Source organism: Clostridium sp. AF17-21AC (assembly GCF_003461365.1).
Classification (GTDB): domain Bacteria; phylum Bacillota; class Clostridia; order Lachnospirales; family Lachnospiraceae; genus Coprococcus; species Coprococcus ammoniilyticus.
Genome location: NZ_QTWY01000002.1, coordinates 185762 through 209225 on the forward strand (window position 1 = coordinate 185762; position 23464 = coordinate 209225).

The following is a 23464-nucleotide window of genomic DNA, read 5'->3' on the forward strand; positions in this document are numbered from 1 at the left end:
CTCTCCTCCTAATACTTTTTCTTTTGCAGGTTTATGTTCAAAACGAGTCCGATTCCGGCACTCATACTGACAAGCGAACTTAGTCCGTAACTGATGAACGGGAGCGGCAGTCCTGTATTCGGCAAAAGTGCTGTTGCAACTCCAATGTTGATAAATGTCTGGAATGCAACAAGCGCCCCAATACCTGTCGCAATATACATTCCTTTTTTATCTTTTGCATGCCTGGCAACCCGAATACATTGTAACACTATCAGGCATAAAATTGCAATAATAATAACACTTCCAATGAATCCTAATTCTTCTCCGACCGCCGAAAAAATGAAATCTGTCTGCTGCTCAGAAATCAGATTGGTATCTTTTACGGTAGCTACCGTTGAATTGTTGATCCCTTTTCCGGATAGCTGACCGGAACCGATTGCCATAACTGAATTATCCTGCTGGTCAGACGAAGCACCATATTCACTTCCGTATATATGTCCCAGAATACGATTAATCTGATAAGTTTTCAAAAACTGAGGCAGATTATCCTGCTGAATATACCAGATAAATCCTCCAAATGCGGGAACCAGGACCAGAATCATGATACCGATCAGCTTCAGACTCAGCCCTCCGACAAATATGATGATAAAAAGCGTTGCCATAACACAGATTGAGGTTGAAAGGTCTGGTTCGGCCACAATCAGTCCAACAGGAACAGCCAAAAATACTGCAAGCTTTGCAAGTACTTTTGGCGTGTTAAGATTTTCATAATTTTTTTCCAGAAATACAGCCGTACACAGGATCAGAATGATTTTTGCAAATTCTGATGGCTGAATGGTGAACGAATCTGATATATAAAACCATCGATGAACTCCTGTATCTCCGCCACCGGAACCTGCGACAAGAACCAGAAACAACAGACCGATATTGATGACATAGAGTACCATATAATATTTGCAAATAAAATTATAATCGATCAGTGATACAACGATCATACCGATGATACATGCACTGACACCGATCAATTGTTTCGTCAGGAAGTCCGGACGAACGCTGCAGATCGTAATGCTTCCCATGATCATGGCTGCGATCACGAACAGGATCAGTTTAAAATTATAATTGATCAGTCTGTACTTTTTCTCCGTTGATATGTCCATCTGTTTGAAGTGTTTCATCTTTTTCTTTTTCCTTTTTCATATGTATTCCTTTAACCGGGATCTTGGCGATCAGGAAGGATTCTGAAAGCTGTACGGTTGTATTTGGCGAATCAATATTAACATAATTAGAAACGCATTTACACAGATCATCCCGGATCCTTGTGATGACATCTGGCGTACATCCGATCCGGTCGGCCATCAGGATATATTTTAAACGTTCTCTGGCATAATGACCAGAATTATAACTTACAACATTGTTGATTACCTTGATATCTTTCATTCCTACCACTCACCCCTTTTATGCATGTTTTTTTCGAAATAACCGTTTGAAAGGGTTTCGCCGGATCGATGTATTGTAATCAGTCAAGGGAATACTGTCACCAAGAATCCGTTTACAGATATCGATATAGGCATTGCCGGATGTTGTATTGCTTCCAGCAAGTGGTTCTCCTTTATTTGTTGATATAACGATCTGTTCATCATCCGGTATTACACCCAGAAGGTTGACGGCTAGAATATCAACAACATCATCGACAGACATCATGTCACCTTTTTTTACCATATCATATCGTACCCGGTTGATGATAAGGTCAATCGACGTAATCTCATTTGCTTCTAACAGCCCGATAACACGGTCTGCATCCCGGATCGCAGATACCTCTGGTGTTGTAACAACAATTGCTCTGTCTGCGGCTGCAATAGCATTTTTAAATCCCTGTTCGATTCCGGCAGGACAATCAATGATTATATAATCAAAATCCGAACGCATTTCATCGATCAATTTTATGATCTGTTCCGGAGAAACAGCGGTTTTGTCCCTGGTCTGTGCACATGGCATTAGAAAAAGCTCCGGATTGTTCCTGTCTTTTATCAATGCCTGCTTATAGCGGCAGTTTCCTTCTACTACATCAACCAGATTATAAACAATACGGTTTTCCAGTCCGAGGACGATATCCAGATTTCGCAGTCCGATATCTGTATCGATCATGACCACTCTTTTTTTCAGACCTGCAAGACCTGTGCCGATATTGGCTGAAGTTGTGGTTTTACCAACGCCTCCCTTTCCTGATGTAACAACAATTACTTCACTCATAAAACACCTCCGTAAATTATCTTTTCATACTGATTTTTAGAATTTTTATCTTATAGTGAAGCTTGCGACAGCGGCTGAAAGATCAGTTGGTCATTTTCACAGTATGCTATCACTGCATCCTTTGTATTTAATTTATCATGGAACTGGCGTTTTGCTGCATAGCTGACAGTTCCGATCTTTATATGAACCGGTTCCATGGTAAGAGCCAGTACAAAGCGTTTTTTCTGCAAATCTTTTCCGGCGACTGCACTTCCATGCAAGTTGCCGAGGATAATGATATTTCCACCGGAAATAACTTTTGCTCTTTTTTCAACATTACCAATTATTATAATACTTTTTTTTACTTCAAGTGTTTGACCACTCCGAATGTTTCCGTAAAAAAACAGGTTGTTATCTTCTGAAGATGAAACATTCTGACCTGCGGTATCATCTGGTGATACTTTTTTATTTGAAGCGGCCGTATCTGTAGCAGGAGCTTCATGTCTAATAACATGATCCACATGTGCTGTATGTCCGACAGCGGCGGGCTGCCGGTGTTTTGACCTGTGCGGAGGAATATCAATCTGATTGCAGAGATCCTCTGTTCTCCCTTTATCAGGAATATCGCAAATAAATTCCACCTCAGTCTCCGGCAGATGATTTAATGCAAACAGAATCTGCGCAATCTCCTCTCGGCTCAACTCCCGTCCTTCAAAAGAAACAGAAATTTTTCCTTCTTTTTTTAAAAATGCATTTTGATGCTGTAATTTTTCTTTTATATCCATCAGGAGCTGCTCCAATGGATCATCATTATGAAATATAATTCTGATCCCGTGGCTGTTCGCCTTAATAATAACGTCGGTATTCATGTTTCTTACCTCGTTTTCATAAATATAACTGTTCAAAAATGAATTTATCCGACGTATCTTATCTTTTAATCTGAAAGTGCGTTGTTACCGGTGATCGTTGTATTTTCAAGTACATCCGGATCGTATAAATAGGCATATACAAGTCCGGTCAATTCGACTGCATTACCGGAAGAATATCCAAACGGGATTACACTTGTAACCGTAACTTCAGGATTTTTATATGGTGCAAATGATACAAATAACGCATGGTTCGGTCTGGCATCACTCTGCTGGGCCGTACCTGTTTTGCCGGCTACTGCAACATTGATCTGATTAATCAAAGCACTGCTGCTCGTATGGACGGAAACAACCTGACGCATGCCCTGTCTGACAACATTCCATTGCTCGGCAGGAAAATCGAGCTGGTTGTGAACCTTGTGCTCATTTTTATATACAACGTTACCGTTAATATCCTTGATCTCTGAAACAAGACTCAGGTCATAGCATGTACCACTGTTTGCTAGTGTTGTAACATATCGGGCAAGCTGTGTTGCTGTAAAGTTATTTGTACCTTGTCCAATCGCAGTACGGATCGCATCCGCATCTGATATCTGCGGTTTACTTTCCGGCAGTTCAATGCCGGAGGTGCTGTCAAATCCAAACATACCTGCATATTTCTGAAGCCGTTCTACACCAGTGATATCGCTATAGGTTCCGGTATCTTGTGTTGCCATACGGTAACCCAGTTCATAGAAGAAATAGTTACAGGATTCTTCGATTGCCTTGGATATACCGATCGTTCCATGTGCTGATGGATAAATCCAGCATTTCGCAGGTGTTTCTGTTTTATCAAAATATCCTTTGGTCTGGATCACGTCATTGATACCGATTGCGCCTTCATTCATTGCTGCAAATGCAGTTATCATCTTGAAGGTGGATCCGGGAGCTGTCTGCTGCATCGTTGCTCTACTGTACATTGGTGTTGTCTTGTCCGACGTAATCTTTGCATAATAATCTGCATCAATGGAATTTGTGAGCTGATTATTATCATAACTTGGATAACTTGTCATTGCTTTTACAGCTCCGGAATTTGGATCAGTCACAACAATCGAGCCGGAACATGGATCCAGTGCCAGCATGGCAGGAGTTATCTCATATTGTTCTATTTTTTTACACATAAAGTCAAAGCTGCTGATGGATCCTGCCTTATAATCGGAATAGTCCTCATCTGTTGCCATATTTAAGATACCCTGGTCATATAACAGGTTAATAACCTGACTTCCTGTAAGTTCTCCTGATATTATCATATATTTGAAAACAAGTTTGTCGAAACTGGTATTATTTTCAAATTCTTTTAAAATATATTCCGTCAGCACATTGTAGATTTCATCTGTATCATAATAATCACTTTTCGTTGAAATACCGGAAATGTCGATTGCGCCCTGGCTGATCGCATATTTCAGATACTCACACAGCGAAATATTATTATTGATATAAGATACATAGGTATCATCTGTTTTTGATATCTTGCTTGGACTGTAAATGCCTGCATCACTTAATTGTTCGCAGATAAATTCCATATAATCCTGATACTGGTCTGTCAGATTATATAATGGTATATGACTTGAATTCAGGATATCATCCAGTCTTCCAAGTGTATAGCTTTTGGAACTCTGAAATGTATCATTTACTGAACGCTCAAGATCTGTGGCATCCTTTGCTGCCAGATCGTCAATGCTGATAATGTTATTATCAAATAATGCAAAATAAACGTCAGTGATCGGGATATCATCTTTGTCATTTGATGTTGTTACATTTTTAATATGTGCAAGCAGGATGGAAGTAATTTCCTTTTCCAGAGCATTATAACAGTATTTTTGAAGATCCGAGTCAATCGTCAGATAAATGTCATTTCCTGCTACAGAATCCTGCGAATCAATAACCTCGATCACCTTCCCCAGATTATCTACATACATTTTCTGATATCCGTCTTTACCACGCAGATAAGATTCAAATTCACTTTCCAACCCGGCCTTTCCGATCATGTCATCAGCCGTATATTTTTCGGAATCATCCAGATTCTCGTTATATTTGTCCATCTCTTCATTTGAGATATTTCCGATATATCCGATAATATGTGCGTAATAAATAGCATCATTATAGACACGGTGGGATTCTACGTTTACTTCCATGCCTGGTAGTTCATTTGAATTTTCTTTGATCGTTGCATAGCTTTCCTCGCTGATACCATCCGCAAGCTGGACAGACATGTATTGCTGGTAACGGTTCAGCCAGATCTCATACCGGACGGCAAGAATCTTTAATGCTGCTTCATCCGAATAAGTATCTGAAATATTGAAGAGATCCTTTCCTCTCATATAACGGAATACATCTTCTGCTGTTGAGGATGCCTGCTGATCTGTCAGTTTATCGACAGAGCTGGCACTGTATACATTCATAAGAAAAGTATTTAATGATGTTCCTGATACTGTAAACTCAAATCCTTTTCCTGTCAGCTTGATCGGCAGACTGACTGATATTTTATCTCCATTCTGCTCCAGAATCAGGATTGTTTTATATACTATATCATTTCGCAGTTCGTTGGATGTTGTTCCCTGTGCAGCAGCAATCTCTGACAGATCGGTAGCACTGTTATATGACAATGTATAGGAAGCTTCATTATAAGCAATCAGTTTTCCGTTACAATCGTATATATTTCCACGGGTTGCTTTCACCGAGACTGTTTTCACTGATTTATAGGTAAAGCTTTCCTGATACTTTTCTCCGTTTACGATCTGTAGATCAAACAGACGGTAAACCAGTACACCAAAGAGAACCAGAACGATCAATGTCACAACAAACAACCGGTGTTTTACATGTTCTACAATATTTTCTTTTATCAGATCCAAAAATTCTTTTATCATTGTATTTTCCTTCCAGTTCTTATTCGTTTGCTTTTTCCAGACGCTTCAGTGTCTTGTTCACAAATACAAAAAACTTGAATATAAAGAGTGTGATCAATGCTGTATAGATCATTTCCGGAAGAATGATATCCTTCAGATAGGTTGAAAATTCCAGCCTGTTCCGCAACAAGAAAAAGATAATATATGTTGCAAAATTAAAAAACAGATCGTCGATCAGAATGATCAGCATTGGTAAAAGAACATCTTCCACCAGATATAAACGGTGGAAAAATCCATTGCAATATCCAAGAATCATATAAAGTATCATAAACGGTCCAATCGCATATCCAAAATACAGATCATACAGAAAACCGCAGAAAAAACCAACCAGCATTCCTTCTTTTCTACCGCGCATAAGACCAAAAGAAACTGTCAGTATCAGCATCAGATCCGGTGCTGTTCCGGCAATTTCTATATAGGGAAATAATGCAGTCTGTAATACAAAACATATAATGATCAAAATTCCTAATGTAAATACTCGTTTCAATTCTGTTTCAACCTTCTTCTACCATTTAATTCTGTCAATTGTTTTTAATCTGTAACATTTTTCTTTGTCTGGCGGATCACCAGAACCTCTTCAATATTAGAAAAATCAGCAGCCGGCGTAATATACGCTGTCTTGGTCAGATTGTTGGAATCATTTTCTATCTTTGCAATATAGCCTATATTGATTCCAGAAAGATATTTGCTCGAAACATGTGAGGTCACAACCTGATCTCCTTCTGATATATCTGCATCTTTATCTATATTTTCCGCAAGCAGGTAGCCGTCTGCATAATTCGTTAGGCTTCCGGATACATTACAGATTGCCTGAGCCGGCAGGATTGTTGCATTTACATTTGTTGTATCATCGATGATCGAACGGACCTTTGCATAATCCGCTCCAATCTCTGTGATAATTCCGCACAGACCATTTCCATATAATACATTACAACCAATAGACAGTCCATCATCGGTTCCTTTGTCAATATAAAAGACATCAAACCAGTTTCCGGTATCCTTAGATATAACTCTTGCTCCTGTCTTATCATAATCAGTATACTGTGCATCCAGCTCATACAGCTTCTGCAGCCGGTCCAGCTCATAAGAGTTCTGTTCATATTGGGCAAGTGTGGATCTATAGGTATCCAGTTGTTCCTTTAACTGATCGTTTTCCGCCACGATATCTTCGTAATTTTTCAGTGCTTCTGCCTTGGATTCTACCCAGCTTCCTACTGTATTTACTCCTTTTTGCATTGGAAGAATAAACGTGTTTGTTGCATTACGGACTGATGGCATTATACTGTCAAAAAACAGTGATGCGATCATTAAAACTACACATACTATCGTTAATGCAAGCAAAAAATATTTTGGAGTTATTTCTATTCTTTTTCTGTTACGACGTCTCATTCAACATTCCTCTTTCTGCCAGACTGACAAAACAATTATTCCCTATAATAATATGATCAGATAACAGGATTCCAAGCATTCTGCCTGCTTCTGCTACTCTCTTTGTCAAGCAGATATCCTGTCTGCTTGGTTCCGGATTCCCGGATGGATGATTATGCAGCAAAACAATATATGCTGCGTGATAGCTTAAGGCATCTATAAAGATATCTCTTGGAGATATAACTGCATGATCGATCGTTCCCTCTGATATACAGTTTTCTCCCAACAAACAATGTCTGGAATCAAACAGCAGGCTGTAAACCCGCTCTTTATCCAGATATTTGGTACGTTCCATAAAATAATCTGCTATACTCTGCGGATTGCCAAATGTCAGAAATGGCTTATATTCCGCTTCCGCTATCCGTCTTGATAATTCACCGATACATTGCATCTGGATCGCTTTTACATGTCCGATCCCATCAATCGACATCAGTTCTTCCAATGTCAGATGCTTCAACCCGACTAAGCCTTTATGAACCGAATGACGGTTCAGAATACGCTGGGCTGTAACCAGTGCATTTTCTTTTCGGCTTCCGCTTCGAAGTATGACTGCAAGCAGTTCGGCATCATTCAAAGCGGAAGGACCACTCTGCTGACATTTTTCATATGGTCGCTCTGTAACAGCCATATCCCGCATTGTAAAATTAGAATTCATATGTCCTCCTTTTCTCTCCGCCTCTCCAATGCCTGAAAGAAAGGTGACATTCGAACTAAATCTACCACACTATAAGATTATTTTCTACCATTTTTTGCAATGTCATTACAATTCCAAATTTTGCATGCTGATAGGTAAGTCCTCCCTGAAAATATACAGCATACGGTTCTCTCATAGGGGCATCCGCACTAAGTTCAATTGAAGAACCGGATACAAATGCACCGGCCGCCATGATGACAGGAGAATCATATCCCGGCATATCCCATGGTACAGGCTTTACATAGCTGTCAACAGGTGCAGCCGCCTGAATCCCTTCACAGAAAGCAACCACACGTTCCGGTGTCTGAAGTTCAACTGCCTGTATGATATCAAAACGATCCTCTGTCTTATTCGGAACTGTCTTAAAACCAAGATTTTCATATACATTTGCAGCAAAGATCGCACCCTTTAAAGCACTTGCCGTAACCGATGGAGCCATGAATAAGCCCTGTGCAAAAGCCTTTGTATTATTTAAAGATGCACCAACCTCTTTGCCAAGTCCCGGAGTTGTAAGACGGTATGCGGCATTTTCCACATATTCCTTCTTACCACAGATATAACCACCGATCGGAGCCAGTCCGCCACCCGGATTCTTGATCAGGGAACCTGCGATCAGATCTGCACCATAGTCTGTTGGTTCTTTATCCTGAACAAATTCACCATAACAGTTATCTACCATACAGATGATGTCCGGACGGATACTCTTTACAAATGTGATCACTTCTCCGATCTTCTCACAGGATAAAGTCGGACGTACGGCATAACCCTTGGAACGCTGGATCTCCACAAGCTTTGTGTGTTCATTGATCGCATTTCGGATTCCTTCAAAATCAAACTCTCCTTCCGGTGTCAGATCTACCTGGGCATATGTAACACCATATTCTGCCAAAGAACCCGGTGAAGGGCGAAGTCCGATGATCTCATCCATCGTATCATATGGTTTTCCTGAGATTGCAAGCAGTTCATCTCCCGGTCTTAAGTTACCAAATAACGCCGTACAGATCGCATGTGTTCCACAGGTGATCTGAGAACGGACCAGCGCATCTTCCGTATGGAATACATCAGCATAGATCCGTTCGAGTGCATCTCGTCCGTCATCGGTATAACCATATCCGGAGGAACCTGCAAAATGCGCTTCCGCCAGACGATTATCCTGCATGGCTTTGATGACCTTCATCTGGTTGATCTCACAGATGGCATCGATTGCTGCAAAACGGTCCTTTAAGCTGTCTTCAATCTTCTGACAGTAATCAAATACCCGTTCATCAATGTGTAAGGATGTATAATAATCTTTTAATAATGTGTTCATTTTATCTGCTCCATTTTATTTTATGAAATAATTCCCTTTGACCGCAACTGTTCAAGCATGAAATCCATAATGGTATCTTCTGATGTGAATTCACTCTTATCCACCCAGGTGACTTCTTTTTCCCTCTTAAACCATGTGATCTGACGCTTGGCGAAATGTCTGGTATCACGTTTTAAGATATAGAGGGCTTCATCCAGAGATGTTACACCATCCAGATAATCGAGGATCTCTTTATATCCAAGCCCCTGCATGGATATCAGATCTTTTGTATATCCCTGATCCTTTAATGCCTTTACCTCTTCGATCAATCCCTGTTCTACCATGATGTCAATTCGCCTGTCTATTCTATCATATAATTTTGATCTTGCATCATTTAACACAAAATATTCAAAATTATATGGAGAAATCCGTTTGGATTCTTTCTCGTTATGTTCGGAGATCGGGATTCCTGTCTCTTTATAGAATTCCAATGCCCGGATCACACGTTTGCGGTTGTTATAATGAATGGCTGTGGCTGACGCCGGATCCACTTTTTCAAGCATCTGATGAAGGTAGAGATTTCCATGTTTTTCCGCAAGCTGTTCCAGATAAGTACGGTAGCTTTTATCATCGTCATTTTCATCGAAATGAATATCGTATAAAACTGCCTGAATATAAAAGCCGGTTCCGCCGACAATGACAGGTATCCGTCCTCTGGCATAGATATCATCCATCGCCTTTGTTGCAAGTTCTTTAAATAATACAACATTAAACGGCTCCTTCGGATCTAATACATCGATCAGATGATGGGGAATGCCATCCATTTCCTCCGGCATGATCTTGGCAGTTCCGATATCCATCTTTCGATAGACCTGCATGGAATCTGCAGAAATGATCTCACCGTTTATTCTTTTTGCAAGACCGATCGACAGATTTGTTTTACCTACGGCTGTCGGTCCGGTTAATATAACAAGAGGCTTCATTTGCTGCTCCGTTTCTATATAAGTTTAATTACTAAACAATTCGTTTGAATTTCTTTTCCAGTTCTGTCTCTGTCATGGAGATCAGGGTTGGTCTGCCATGCGGACAGGTATATGGATTTTCAAGCTTCATCAACTGGTCGATCAGGATGTCTGCTTCCTTAAAGCTAATGGAAGTATTCCCCTTTATCGCAGCTTTACACGCCATTGTGGAAAGTTTACTGATAAATGTATCAATCGTCTGCTTCTGTCCGTTTTCGGATAACTCTCCGATAAATTCCAGAAATAATTCTCTGCCGTCTAATCCGAACAGATTTGCCGGAACGGCTGACAGCTTGTATTCTTTTCCGCCGAAACCTTCGATCTGAAATCCCAGATTCTGGAAAAATTCCAGATTTTCCCGTAAGAACTCTGATTCTGTTCCGCTCAAGGATACGATCGCAGGTGGCATCAGATACTGAGGAATGACAGTCTTATTCTTATAGTTTGCCATTAATTCCTCAAATTTTACCTTTTCATGTGCGGCATGCTGATCCATGATAAAGAACTTATCTTCGTACTCGATCAGCCAGTATGTCTTAAATAACTGCCCGATGATCCGGTGCTTTTTTTTAGCTTCCGGTGTCAGGAATTTATCTTCAAACATATCCATCTGCTCGTATTTAATCTTAGCTTCCGATGTGATCGGTTCCTGTTTCTTCTGTTCTGATGTTTCGTTAGTCTGTACACTCGTTTCAGCAGAATTTAATGCTGTCTTTTCCGGTTGTGTCAAATACGGAACAATATTTTCAGCAACCATATTATATGTGATATTTTTACCAGACTGATTATCTTCTTTCAAATATTGGATTTCAACCGGCGAGCTGCTTCTGTTTTCCATCGTTACAGATGGTGTCGGCGTTGGTTGAGCAGATATACCTGAATTTGCCGGTTGCATTGGCATGCCTGGCTTTTCCTGCTGCGCTGGCTTTGCCGGCTGCGGAGGAAGCTCTGTGGCCCTCCGGTTTGTTTCGAATGGCTCCGGGCGCTTCTCCACCTTTCGTTCTGCCAGTGTCTCCGGTCGCTTATCCTTTCCCGGTGTAACAGTCGGGATAAGTTCTTTAAATAACAGCGCCTTTCTGACACTGATATAAGTAAAATCATACATATCCGGTTCATTTATGAACTTCAATTCCCGTTTTGCAGGATGGATATTTACATCGATCAGAGATGGATCAATCTCAAAATTGATAACTGTAAATGGAAATTTATGAACCATAACAAAGGTACGATATGCATCTTCGATTGCCTTTGTTAATATATTGCTCTTTATATACCTTTGGTTTACATAATAATCTTCAAATGAACGGTTACCTCTGGATATACTCGGTTTTGCAAGATATCCTGTGATCTTTACCTGATCATTTGCTGCATGGATTTCCAGAAGGTTATTCGTAATATCTCTACCATATATATGATAGATGATCTCTTTTAGTCTGCCGTTGCCGGATGTAAATAGCTTATCTGTTCCATTCATAATAAACTTAAATGAAACATCCGGATGTGACATTGCCATACGACAGACAAGATCGTAGATATACGAGCCCTCTGTTGCAGGCGTCTTCATGAATTTCTTTCTGGCAGGTGTATTATAAAACAGATTTCTTACAACAATCGTTGTACCAAGCGGTGCGCCGATTTCCTCATTTGAGATCTCTTTTCCGCCGTGGATCTGGTATCTGGTTCCGGTAAGCGCATCTTCCTGCTTGGTGATCAGCTCTACCTGGGCAACTGCGGCTATACTAGATAACGCCTCGCCACGGAAGCCTAAGGATGCGATCTTTAACAGATCATCCGCCGTCTGAAGCTTACTGGTTGCATGACGAAGGAAGGCAACCGGAACTTCCTCCTTTGAGATACCACATCCATTGTCTGTGATACGGATAAAGCTCATACCGCCTTCTTTGATCTCGATGGTGATCGCAGTTGCACCCGCATCGATGGAATTCTCCACTAATTCTTTTATAACCGAGCCGGGACGTTCGATCACTTCACCGGCTGCGATCTTATCAATTGTATATTGATCCAGTAATTTTATCATAGGTTCTCCTTAACGGATTCGCTCCTGTAATTCATTCAGATATAACAATGCTTTCATCGGTGTCATGTTGGACAGATCTGCATTCTTGATCTCCTCCAGAATGGCACTCTCTTCCGGATTTGCCAGAAATGACATCTGGGTATCGGAAGCACTTTTATGAAAATCATTTGTTATCTTGATATCTTTTAATTTCGTCGTTATATCCGTATCGATAAGCTGGTTGCAGATCTCATTTGCACGATTGATCACGATATCCGGTACTCCGGCAAGCTTGGCTACCTGAATACCATAGCTTCGATCCGCTCCGCCTTTTACGATCTTTCGTAAGAATACGATATCATCACCGTCTTCTTTTACTGCTATACAGTAGTTGTTTACAGAGGATAACTTACCCTCTAATTCTGTCAGTTCATGATAGTGGGTGGCAAATAACGTTTTTGCTCCAAGCAGTTCACTGTTACTAATATATTCCACAACTGCCCATGCAATACTAAGTCCGTCATATGTACTGGTTCCTCGTCCGATCTCATCTAAGATCAGCAGACTGTTCTTCGTGGCATTTCGAAGAATATTTGCGACCTCACTCATCTCTACCATGAAAGTGCTTTGCCCGCTTGCAAGATCATCGGATGCCCCTACTCTGGTGAAGATACGGTCACAGATACCGATATTTGCTGAAGCAGCAGGAACAAAGCTTCCGATCTGCGCCATTAAAACGATCAGTGCCGTCTGACGCATATAGGTGGATTTACCAGCCATATTCGGTCCGGTTATGATCGATATTCGGCTCTCAAAATTATTCAGATAGGTGTCATTTGATATGAACATCCCGTTGTTCATCATCTTCTCAACGACAGGATGGCGACCTTCTTTGATATCAATTACACCATCTTCGTTAATCTTCGGACGAACAAACTGATTGGCAGATGCCACATATGACAGCGAACAGAGACAGTCTAATAAAGCAATCTGTCTTGCTGTATTCTGCACACGCAGGATCTCACCCGCAATCTTATCTCTGAGTGCAACATAGGTTTCATATTCCAGTGCATATAATTTATCTTCAGAACCAAGAATCGAACCTGCAAGATTGTCCAATTCTTCTGTTGTATATCGTTCTGAATTTGCAAGTGTCTGTTTTCTTATAAAATATTCAGGTACCAGATCCTTATAGGAATTAGTCACCTCAAAATAATAGCCAAATACTTTATTGAACTTGATGCGAAGATTCTTTATTCCTGTCTTCTGCTTTTCCCGTTCCTCCAATTCTGCAAGCCATGTCTTGCCATCTGTCTTTGCCGATTTTAAAGTATCGATTTCTTCCAGATAACCATCCTTGAAAATACCGCCTTCTCGAATCAGTATCGGAGGATCGTCGTTGATTGAACGCTCTAACAGGTCATAAATATCCTGTAATTCATCCATTTTCTCATAAATATCTGCAAGAAGCCCATCCGGATAGATCTGTAAAAGCTGTCTGATATACGGCAGATATGAAAGGGATGTCTTAAATGCGATCATATCGCGTGGATTTGCGGATCGTAGGGAAATCCTTGTCATCAGTCGTTCCAGATCATAGATCGGGTTCAGATATTCCCGCATCTCATCACGATTGATCATATCATTATTTAACTGATCTACTGCATCAAGTCTTGCTTCGATATCCTTTTTATATATTAAAGGCTGCTCGATCATGCTTCGAAGCATTCTCGCACCCATTGCTGTCTTGGTTTTATCCAATACCCATAACAAAGAACCTCGTTTCTGTTTGTCACGAAGTGTCTCACAAAGCTCCAGATTTCTTCTGGTTGCGGAATCAAGAATCATGAAATCGTCGATGGAATACAGCACGATATGATTGATATGTGCAAGGGAATTCTTCTGTGTCTCATGCAGATACTGAAGCAGAACTCCGGAGGATAAAATACAGTCAGGGAAATCCTTCAGTCCAAGTCCGTCCATATTATTAACTCCGAACTGCCTCATAATTGCATCTTCACAGAGCATTTGATTGAAATAATGCTCCGGCGCTTCAGAAATGGAAATTTTCATTTTCTCCCTAAGATAAATGAAATCCAGATCACAATTCATGAAAGAATGATTGCCGATGATCTCGGCAGGAGAATATTTGTTGATCTCATCCGTAAGCTTTGATAAGGATGGAACTCTCGCTGTCTTAAACTCACCGGTCGTGATATCTACCAGTGAAATTCCGAATGCACCATCGTTTTCAACAATACTCATCAGATAATTATTTCTTGTTTCATCAAGAATTGCATTTGACATATTGGTACCCGGTGTTACCACCCGGATAACCTCACGTTTAACTATGCCTTTTGCAAGCTTTGGATCTTCAACCTGTTCACAGATCGCTACCTTAAAACCATTCTCGATCAGCTTATTCAGGTAGACATCACAGGCATGATATGGAACGCCGCACATCGGTGCACGTTCCGGCTGTCCGCAGTCCCTTCCGGTCAAAGTGATCTCAAGAACCTTGGATGCGGTCAGGGCATCATCAAAAAACATTTCATAGAAATCACCAAGTCTGTAAAATAATATACAGTCCTTGTACTGATTCTTCACTTCCATATACTGCTGCATCATTGGTGTTAAAGCTGCCACTGTTTTTTACCCCTATTCTATAAATTCGGTTTATACAAGATTTCCCATATAATAAAAGCCTTTACATTCATCCAGCGAAACATCCCGGATCTCGCCGATCATAGACGGATCACCTTTAAAATGTACCAGAATATTATTTGACAGACGACCGGTTAAGAGTTCCTGATTTTGTTCGCTGACGCTTTCAATCAGTACAGGCATGACCTGCCCTTTATAACGGCAGATCTCCTCACCGCTGATCTCTGATACTCGCTTGATCAAGCGATCAAACCGGTTCTGGATCTCTTCCTTTGTTGCATGATCCTCAAATGTTGCTGCCGGTGTTCCGGTACGCTTGGAGTATATAAATGTAAATGCTGTATCAAACCTTACCCGATTCACTACATCCATTGTCTCTAAGAAATCTTCTTCTGTTTCTCCGGGAAAACCGACAATAATATCGGTTGTAAGTGATATTTCAGGAATCTGTCTGCGGATCTTGTCTACTAATTCCAGATAGGATTCCTTTGTATAGCGACGATTCATCTGATTTAATATCCTGGATGAGCCGGATTGCATCGGAAGATGGATGTGACGGCAGATCTTTTCATTTGCCGCGATCACATCGATCAATTCATCGGACAGATCCTTTGGATGGGAGGTCATAAAACGAACACGTTCAATTCCATCAACTTCTGTCACCTTCTGCAATAATTCGGCAAATGTCATCGGTTCTTCTAACGTCTTTCCATAAGAATTCACATTCTGACCAAGGAGCATGATCTCTTTTACACCCTCCTCTGAAAGCCGCTTAACCTCTCTTATGATGTCCTCCGGTTGTCTGCTGCGTTCTCTGCCTCTAACATATGGCACGATACAATATGTACAGAAATTATTACATCCGAACATAATATTGACACCGGACTTAAATGGGAATTCTTTCTTAACCGGAAGATCTTCCACAACAAGATTGGTATCCTTCCAGATATCCACTACCTGTCCGCCGGCTTCGATACGGTTGCAGTAGATTTCAGCCAGTTTAAATACATTATGCGTACCAAATACCATATCTACAAATCGATATTTCTTTTGAATTGTAGCTACAACATCCGGTTCCTGCATCATACATCCGCAAAGCCCGATCATCTTATCTGGATGTGTCTCTTTGTCATGTTTCATGATTCCAAGATGTCCGTAGACTTTTCGATTCGCATTCTCACGGACTGTGCAGGTATTATATATAACAAGGTCTGCATCCTCAGAATCACTGCTTGTATATCCGATTTCTTCCAGAATACCGGTCAACTTCTCGGAGTCTCTTACATTCATCTGACATCCATAGGTCTGGATCGAACAGGTCAGGTTTCTTCCTGCTTTTTTCGCAAGCTCCCGGTAATACCCCCTTGCTTTTTTTATAAAATAATATTGCCGAAATGGTTCTTCGGCAGGACAAGGTTCTGTTATATCGATTTTATCTATTTTTTTATCTATTTCATTAATCATATTTATTGTTCTCCATAAAGCTGTATATCTCTGACGGAGTCAGAAGCTGATCCGGTCTTTCGTCAAATGATTCGCATGAAATCTCCGGCAACACCTGATAATCATAGGCAAATGCAACCGCAGTAAGTTCCGGATGAAGCTTCATATAACGGTCATAATATCCACCGCCATATCCGATCCGATGTCCGTTTTTATCAAATACAATTCCCGGGACGATCAGAATTCCTTCCGTCGGATGAAGCATCTCACAGCCGGCAGGCTCTAAGATGCCATACGCACCTACCTTTAGATCGCTCATTCCATGGATCCGATGAAAATGCATATGATCTCCGTATACCTTTGGCACAGCAACGACTTTGTCATCTGTAAGTGCCTGCTTTATAATCTCGACTGTATCCACTTCATTATCCTGACTGACATAGATCAGCAGATGATTGCAATCTTTATATTCATGTGAATTCAGAAATTGCTTCCTGATCTGCGCTGAAGCAACGGTCACCTGCTCCGGTGTTAAGGCACGCCGCTTTTGTTTATATTGTTTTCTTAGTTCTGCTTTTGTCTGTTCCATCATACTTTTTTTGTTGGATCGATATCTTCCAGCCTGGTAATACTACCATCCGGTTCTTTGATATCAATGTTATTTAATACACTTCTCAGATTCTGTTTCATGGCAAAAATGTATTCCTGTCTGAGATTTTTCTGTTCTTCCTTTTCAGCCAACGTAAGTCCTGCCGGAGTCTTGGATTTCTTATATAATTCATTGATTCTTGCAATCTTTTTTTCGTCCATTCTTATTCACCTGTTCATTTCTGTTATTTCGGAATCGGATACTGCTTCTGTTTGATCAGACCCATCTTATATATGATACGATGGTACACACTATATCCATTGCTACTGCAGATATTCCTTATGTGTAATGTATCTTACGACATCAAAATTCGGCTCTTTATATGCTTTAAATAAGGTTCCGACAGATTCGCCATTTAATGCCCGACCGAGATTTCCTATATCATCTCCTGATAAAATAAGCATATCTGCTCCTGAATTTGCAGCAATCTTCGCCGCAGAAATCTTTGTCGTCATACCACCGGTTCCATATCCGGAGCCGGCGCCCTTTGCCATTGCTTTGATCTTATCGTCGATGCGTTCTACGACAGGGATCAATGTTGCATCCGGATTATTTTTTGGATCGTCCGTGTACAAGCCATCAATATCTGTCAATAATAATAAAAGATCAGCATTGATCATGTTGGCTACGATAGCGGAAAGGGTATCATTATCTCCAAAGTTTATATCCACTTCTTCAATTGCAACTGTATCATTCTCATTAACTACAGGAATAACATCCATTTGTAATAATTCATTAAAAGTATTTACAGCGTTATGTCTTCTTTCCTGAGATGTGATTACATCAAACGTCAGAAGAACCTGAGCTGCGATCTGGTGATATTCATAGAACAGACGCTGGTATACCATCATGAGCTGTCCCTGTCCAACTGCTGCACATGCCTGTCTGAGTGATGTTGTCTTTGGCTTTTTCTGAAGCCCTAACGACTTCGAACCAACACCGATTGCACCGGAGGATACCAATACAACATCCTTATCCTGATTTTTCAGATCACTGATGATCCGTACCAGTTTTTCAAGTTTTATGTAATCAAGCCCACCCGTCTCCTCATGGATCAATGAAGATGAACCGATCTTGATCACGATTCTTTTTTTATTTTTTAAGTATAAACGATCTTCCATTTTAAATCTGAAACCTCACATTCTCTGATTTCCGGTTGATGCTTCCGGTATCATAAATTTCGACATAACTGCCTCAAAAACTTTTATTCCGTCAACGGCTGCGGATGTTATACCTCCCGCGTAACCTGCACCTTCTCCACATGGATAAATACAAGTATGTGCAGATGTCAGATCTGCATCGCGTAGTATCTTTATCGGCGAAGATGTTCTTGCTTCCACGCCGCTTAATATTGCATCATCATCTGCAAAACCGGATATCACCCGGTCAAATGATAAAACACCATCTATTATAGCATCTCTGATATACTCTGGCAAACAACAATTCAGGTTGGAAAACGTATAAGCCCCCTTTATGCAAGGCTTGATCTTGCCGGCTATTTCAGACATTCTGTTCATTCTAAAATCACCGAAACGTTGTACCGGAACTGCTCCTTTTCCTGCCTGATACGCCTTTTCTTCAAGCTCTCTCTGAAAATACATACCGGCAAGCGGATGATCTCCCGGATAATCTTCCGGCGTAACATTCACAACGATCGCACTGTTTGAATTATCCGCTTTCCGGTTACTGTAGCTCATACCATTGACACATATCCTTCCGGATTCTGAGGATGCATTTACAACGTAACCACCGGGGCACATACAGAAGGAGTAGACCGCCCGTCCGTTTGCTGCCTGATGCACCAGCTTATAATCTGCTGTCGGCAGTAAATCTTCATAATCGGGATGATATCCATATTGTGCTTCATTGATAAAGGTTCTTGGATGTTCGATTCGGAGTCCCATTGCAAACGGCTTCTGTTCCATCGGAATTCCACGCTTATAGAGCATTTCAAAGGTATCTCTTGCACTGTGACCGATCGCAAGTATCACCGCATTGCTTTTTAATTCATATGTTTCTTCCGGTTTCAAAAGCTTCTTTATATGTAAGAGCGTTGTCTCAGGATTTATCACTTCTATATCTGTTACAAGCTGCTCAAATCGCACCTCTCCACCCAGCCTTATAATCTCATTTCTAATATTCTTGACTACAGTCAATAACACATCTGTACCGATATGAGGCTTATTCACATATAGGATTGACGGATCTGCACCAAATTCGACAAATGTCTTAAGAACCGCGGTCCTTCTTCCTGATTTATCCTTAATTACAGTATTCAATTTACCGTCAGAAAATGTTCCGGCCCCTCCTTCACCAAACTGAACATTACAGTTTGGATTTAACGGATGTTCCTTTTTCCAGTATCCATTTACACAGGCTGTTCGTTCATCAACTGCCATACCACGTTCCAGAATGATCGGTCGATAGCCCTCTCTTGCAAGAAAAAGACCTGCAAACAAACCTGCCGGACCGCTTCCGATAATAACCGGTCGATACTGCATCGGCATCGATCCATACTCAGGGATTTTATAATCCGTCCCTTTAATTAACATAATATTGTTATTATGAACTTTTTTCAGGATTTTCTCTTCCTGACCGCAGGTCACATCTACAGAGGCAACATAATGGATTTGATCCTTCTTCCGGCTGTCAATCGATAATTTAGCCATTTTATAGGATAGAAAGCTATTTATCCTTAAACTTTTCCGGATTGCCTGTTCAATATCTTCGTTTTTGTATCCAATTTTTAACTTAATATTATTAATTCGAATCATAAATACTAAATCCCGCTTTCATCCCAGTTATGACCGCCCACATCAGATTATAGCCGCCGCAGATTCCGTCGGTATCCAAAAGCTCCCCTATCACATATACATGCTCCTGTACAGTAAGCTTCATAGTTTCCGGATCTATAAAATGAGTGTCTGCGCCGCCTCTTGATACCTGTGCATCTTCTGCTCCGGCTGTTGCTGTGACATGAAAGGTCAGTTTCTTTATTTGATCTGCCAGCTTCTGCAGTTCAACATCATTTAGTTCCGATATTCTTTCCTGTTTCCATCTGCATTGTTCTAGTATATAAGTCGCAAGTTTTTCATGTACAAAGCCATTCAGACACGCCTGAAGTGACCTTTCCGGATTATTTGTCCGGAATTTCCTGAAATGCATATACAGATCAGCTTCATTTATATCCGGTACAAGATCCAGACAAAGACTAACGCTCTCACCATCCTGCAGCATCTCCCCGGCTGTATGGCTGAGATTAAATATAACAATTCCTGATAATGACTGACCGGTAAACTGGACCTCGCCAAATTCCTGTGCGTGGATTTCGGAAGATGCATCCATTACTGTTACCAGTGCCTTTGAACGAACACCTGCCAACCCAGACATCTTTTCTTTTACCTGAAGCTTACAGAGTGCCGGTTGAAATGGATAATACGGAATACCCAGTTGATCTAACAGACTACAGCCTGCATCTGTACCACCAAGGGCAGGTGCTGCAGCTCCACCACATGCAAGAACTATATTTCTTGCATAATAGTGTCCCTGATCCGTCTGAATACAATATGTATGATCGGATTGTTCTTCCAGACCTATAACGATTTCTCCGGTATGAACCTGGATCTGATTTTTCTTCAGACGGTCGTTGAACGCCCAGACGATCGTAGATGCCTGTCTGGACATTGGATAATAATATCCGTGTTCATCGCTGACAGCTACACCAAGCTGTTCCGCAAATTGATTTACAATCTGATAATCCTTTGCTCCGATCACCTTATATGGGAAAAATTCATTTTTACTGTTATAACATTCCAGACGAAAACTGCTGTTTGACAGATTACATCTGCCATTTCCGGTTGCATATAGTTTTTTTCCGATCTTTTTATTTTTCTCAATGATCAGTACAGAACGCTTCCGGGTCTGATCTGCTTTATGCTGAAACTGTTTGTAAATATCTGCATCCGTTGCGCAGATAGCTGCAGTCATACCAGAAGCACCTGCACCTGCTACGATCAAGTCATATATCATTTTTATTTACTCCTTTTAAACCATCCATATTCTAGCATTAACTGGAACATGATTCAAGAAAAGTAAACAATTCTTTCTCTTTTTGAAATTTAATACCATTTATGATCCTGTTTTTTAAAATGTTGTCCAGATCCTTGATCCGGATATCGGTAAATTCATACAAACTGCCATTTGCTGTAAAAACCGCTACATATCCATTTAATTCATTTACCAGAAAACGATACGACTCCGCCGCCACCTGTGTGGAAGCATCTTCGGACAACGATCGTTCTCCGGTTGTCGTTCCATATGTTGGTGTTTTTTCTTCTGATGTTTTTTCTTCTGAAATTGGATCGTATTGAATCTCTTGTCGTTTGCCGGATCGTCCTTTGCCTGTTATTGTTTCTACGGCATATGAATCATCCGAAAAGCTGTCAGTTTTCTGGTATATCGTATAGGAACAGCAAAAAGCAAGCAAAAACAGAATGAGCATCCCACCAAGAATCAATAAAATTTTTTTCACAGATAATCACCTCTTATCATGATTATCTGCACATCCATCAGATCTATGCAAAAAACAGGCTGGTAATTATTAGCTTTTACCTGCCTGTTTTCCTTTTTTCTTATATATTTATTTGCTTATTCCCATGTTACGCTGTCAGCTTTGTCTTTTTCAAATACTGTCACCCATGTTTTTCCAGGATTCAGCTTTAATTCATTGCCATCCTCTGTATAATACTTTGTGATCGCATTTTCAGATGATTTTTTCCATGTTACAGGAACGATCACTCCATTGGATGCATAAAGTCCGGTTCCTTCACCAACCAGATCAAGCTGCTGTCTGTCATGATCATCAATGCTTGTATAATGAGCAAACTGGATCAGGACATTTTCATACTTAAGCTGATCACCTGTATTTCCATCTGTCTGTTCTCCGCCATACTGGAATCTGTAGTAGAGGCCATCATCTGCATGATATTCAAACCAAGGTGTTGTGTAATTGCTGATCGGAGTTGTAATCTTTTCTGCCTTTTCGCCGCCAGCAGGAGCTGTGATCTCTTCATTAAATGAGAACACACTCTTGAAACTATCGCTATGCTTTGTTTCATATCCTTTTTGTTCGATGCCGGCTTTGATCTTTTCTGTATCTGTAAATACATTATGTGGTGATACCCTGTCAGATGCTCTGTAGTATGTTACTCCACCTTCTGAACTTAAGCCACTCAGATTATTGATTCCTGAGCTTGAAAGTTTTTCCTCACCCTGTGGTGACTGACCGTAATGCATATAGATTGCATCATATTCCATAGCAACGGTTACATAATATGGACGGCAGCTTCTGATTGATCCAAGTTTTTCAAGATTGGAATAATCGTTAAAAATACCAAGCAGTCTGGTGATTCCACCTTCTACCTTCATCTCATAAACGATATCTGCTTTACCTATATCGCACTGTGGCATAGCGTCAGAAATATTATTTAACATAACTGCGATCGGACGACCGTACTCTTCCGTCCGGTCTGTAACCCATTCGCCAGTCAGGTCGTTATATACGCCCTCATGCTGTACTTCTGTTGCTGCCTCTGTGGTAGCTTCTGTTGTTGCTTCTGTCGTTGTGGTTTCTGTGGTTGCTTCTGTTGATGTCTCTTTCTTACCACATCCCATAACACCAAGTGATAAAACTCCTAATGCTGCTAAAGCAATTGCATATTTAGTTTTCTTCATAATCCCTTGTGTATCCTTTCTCATTAAGTATTTGTTCCTGAAGATCTTCCATCTGTTTGCGCTCTTCTTCATCTATATGATCATAACCAAACAAATGAAGCATACTGTGCGCTACCAGAAATGCCAGTTCTCTGGTGTTCGAGTGATTGTAGCTTTCTGCCTGTTCATATACGCGATCCATGGAAATAATGATATCTCCAAGCATCAGTTCTCCGCTTTCCGGATTGAAATAATCACAGGTATCCCCGTCTACAACACTAAAATCTCCCGGTTCTTTATAATCAATCAGAGGAAATGACAATACATCTGTCGGTGCATCGATATTTCTCTGACAATTATTGATAGTCTGTATGCCCGAATTATCTGTGAGCAATACATAAATCTCACATTCATAAGGACACTTTATAAAATCCAGAGCCTGTCCGATCACTGTTTCGATCACATGTTCATAATCAGGGATCTGGATTTCTCCATATTCATTTTCTATATTTAATGACATTGTATTTC

The 23464-nt window shown here is 40.7% G+C and carries 21 protein-coding genes; all 21 read right to left on the reverse strand.

The features are described 5' to 3' along the window. Positions 1-8 precede the first annotated feature (8 nt). Complete coding sequence (locus tag DWW85_RS03780; protein ID WP_173783613.1) at positions 9-1154, reverse strand: FtsW/RodA/SpoVE family cell cycle protein; 1146 nt, start codon at positions 1152-1154, stop codon at positions 9-11. Beyond that, entirely contained in the window at positions 1093-1416 is a 324-nt protein-coding gene (locus DWW85_RS03785; protein WP_021943864.1) for a cell division topological specificity factor MinE, read from the reverse strand. The genes DWW85_RS03780 and DWW85_RS03785 overlap by 62 nt, the downstream gene beginning before the upstream one ends. Positions 1417-1434: 18 nt before the next feature. After that, entirely contained in the window at positions 1435-2229 is a 795-nt protein-coding gene (gene minD, locus DWW85_RS03790) for a septum site-determining protein MinD (RefSeq protein WP_117784848.1), read from the reverse strand. Between the two features lie 50 nt (positions 2230-2279). Then, positions 2280-3077, reverse strand: a complete 798-nt coding sequence (locus DWW85_RS03795; protein ID WP_117807558.1) for a septum site-determining protein MinC — start codon at positions 3075-3077, stop codon at positions 2280-2282. A gap of 65 nt (positions 3078-3142) precedes the next feature. Then, entirely contained in the window at positions 3143-5980 is a 2838-nt protein-coding gene (locus DWW85_RS03800) for a penicillin-binding transpeptidase domain-containing protein (RefSeq protein WP_117807559.1), read from the reverse strand. A gap of 19 nt (positions 5981-5999) precedes the next feature. Continuing rightward, positions 6000-6506 carry a rod shape-determining protein MreD gene (gene mreD, locus DWW85_RS03805; protein ID WP_117807560.1) on the reverse strand — a complete coding sequence of 169 codons (507 nt, stop codon included), beginning with the start codon at positions 6504-6506 and terminating at the stop codon, positions 6000-6002. Between the two features lie 44 nt (positions 6507-6550). Then, on the reverse strand, positions 6551-7408 hold the full coding sequence (gene mreC, locus DWW85_RS03810; protein ID WP_117807561.1) for a rod shape-determining protein MreC: 858 nt from the start codon (positions 7406-7408) through the stop codon (positions 6551-6553). Further along, positions 7395-8102, reverse strand: a complete 708-nt coding sequence (gene radC / locus DWW85_RS03815; RefSeq protein WP_117807562.1) for a DNA repair protein RadC — start codon at positions 8100-8102, stop codon at positions 7395-7397. The genes mreC and radC overlap by 14 nt, the downstream gene beginning before the upstream one ends. Before the next feature lie 61 nt (positions 8103-8163). After that, positions 8164-9450, reverse strand: a complete 1287-nt coding sequence (locus tag DWW85_RS03820; protein ID WP_021943857.1) for a methionine gamma-lyase family protein — start codon at positions 9448-9450, stop codon at positions 8164-8166. Positions 9451-9470: 20 nt separating this feature from the next. After that, entirely contained in the window at positions 9471-10412 is a 942-nt protein-coding gene (gene miaA / locus DWW85_RS03825; protein ID WP_117807563.1) for a tRNA (adenosine(37)-N6)-dimethylallyltransferase MiaA, read from the reverse strand. Positions 10413-10443: 31 nt separating this feature from the next. After that, on the reverse strand, positions 10444-12489 hold the full coding sequence (gene mutL / locus DWW85_RS03830) for a DNA mismatch repair endonuclease MutL (protein WP_117807564.1): 2046 nt from the start codon (positions 12487-12489) through the stop codon (positions 10444-10446). A 9-nt stretch (positions 12490-12498) separates the two neighbouring features. After that, a complete protein-coding gene (gene mutS / locus DWW85_RS03835; RefSeq protein WP_181986504.1) occupies positions 12499-15096 on the reverse strand; it encodes a DNA mismatch repair protein MutS in 2598 nt (865 codons plus the stop codon). 48 nt (positions 15097-15144) lie between these two features. Next, on the reverse strand, positions 15145-16596 hold the full coding sequence (gene miaB, locus DWW85_RS03840) for a tRNA (N6-isopentenyl adenosine(37)-C2)-methylthiotransferase MiaB (protein ID WP_173783609.1): 1452 nt from the start codon (positions 16594-16596) through the stop codon (positions 15145-15147). After that, the gene (locus DWW85_RS03845; protein ID WP_181986494.1) at positions 16589-17164 is read right to left on the reverse strand and encodes a 5-formyltetrahydrofolate cyclo-ligase; all 576 of its coding nucleotides are present in this window, start codon (positions 17162-17164) and stop codon (positions 16589-16591) included. Before DWW85_RS03845 ends, miaB begins: the two co-directional genes overlap by 8 nt. Continuing rightward, the gene (locus DWW85_RS03850; protein WP_117807567.1) at positions 17164-17385 is read right to left on the reverse strand and encodes a DUF896 domain-containing protein; all 222 of its coding nucleotides are present in this window, start codon (positions 17383-17385) and stop codon (positions 17164-17166) included. The genes DWW85_RS03845 and DWW85_RS03850 overlap by 1 nt, the downstream gene beginning before the upstream one ends. Positions 17386-17487: 102 nt before the next feature. After that, positions 17488-18345, reverse strand: coding sequence for a glutamate 5-kinase (proB, locus tag DWW85_RS03855; protein ID WP_117807568.1), 858 nt, complete (start codon positions 18343-18345; stop codon positions 17488-17490). A 15-nt stretch (positions 18346-18360) separates the two neighbouring features. Beyond that, positions 18361-19998 carry an FAD-dependent protein gene (locus tag DWW85_RS03860; RefSeq protein ID WP_117807569.1) on the reverse strand — a complete coding sequence of 546 codons (1638 nt, stop codon included), beginning with the start codon at positions 19996-19998 and terminating at the stop codon, positions 18361-18363. Next, positions 19985-21253 (reverse strand): aminoacetone oxidase family FAD-binding enzyme, encoded by a 1269-nt coding sequence (locus DWW85_RS03865; protein ID WP_117807570.1) that lies wholly within the window; start codon positions 21251-21253, stop codon positions 19985-19987. The genes DWW85_RS03860 and DWW85_RS03865 overlap by 14 nt, the downstream gene beginning before the upstream one ends. Positions 21254-21290: 37 nt before the next feature. After that, the gene (locus tag DWW85_RS03870) at positions 21291-21755 is read right to left on the reverse strand and encodes a hypothetical protein (RefSeq protein ID WP_117807571.1); all 465 of its coding nucleotides are present in this window, start codon (positions 21753-21755) and stop codon (positions 21291-21293) included. Positions 21756-21871: 116 nt separating this feature from the next. Continuing rightward, a complete protein-coding gene (locus DWW85_RS03875; RefSeq protein WP_117807572.1) occupies positions 21872-22957 on the reverse strand; it encodes a DUF3048 domain-containing protein in 1086 nt (361 codons plus the stop codon). Beyond that, the gene (ybeY, locus tag DWW85_RS03880) at positions 22944-23456 is read right to left on the reverse strand and encodes an rRNA maturation RNase YbeY (RefSeq protein ID WP_117807573.1); all 513 of its coding nucleotides are present in this window, start codon (positions 23454-23456) and stop codon (positions 22944-22946) included. Before ybeY ends, DWW85_RS03875 begins: the two co-directional genes overlap by 14 nt. Between the last annotated feature and the right edge of the window lie 8 nt (positions 23457-23464).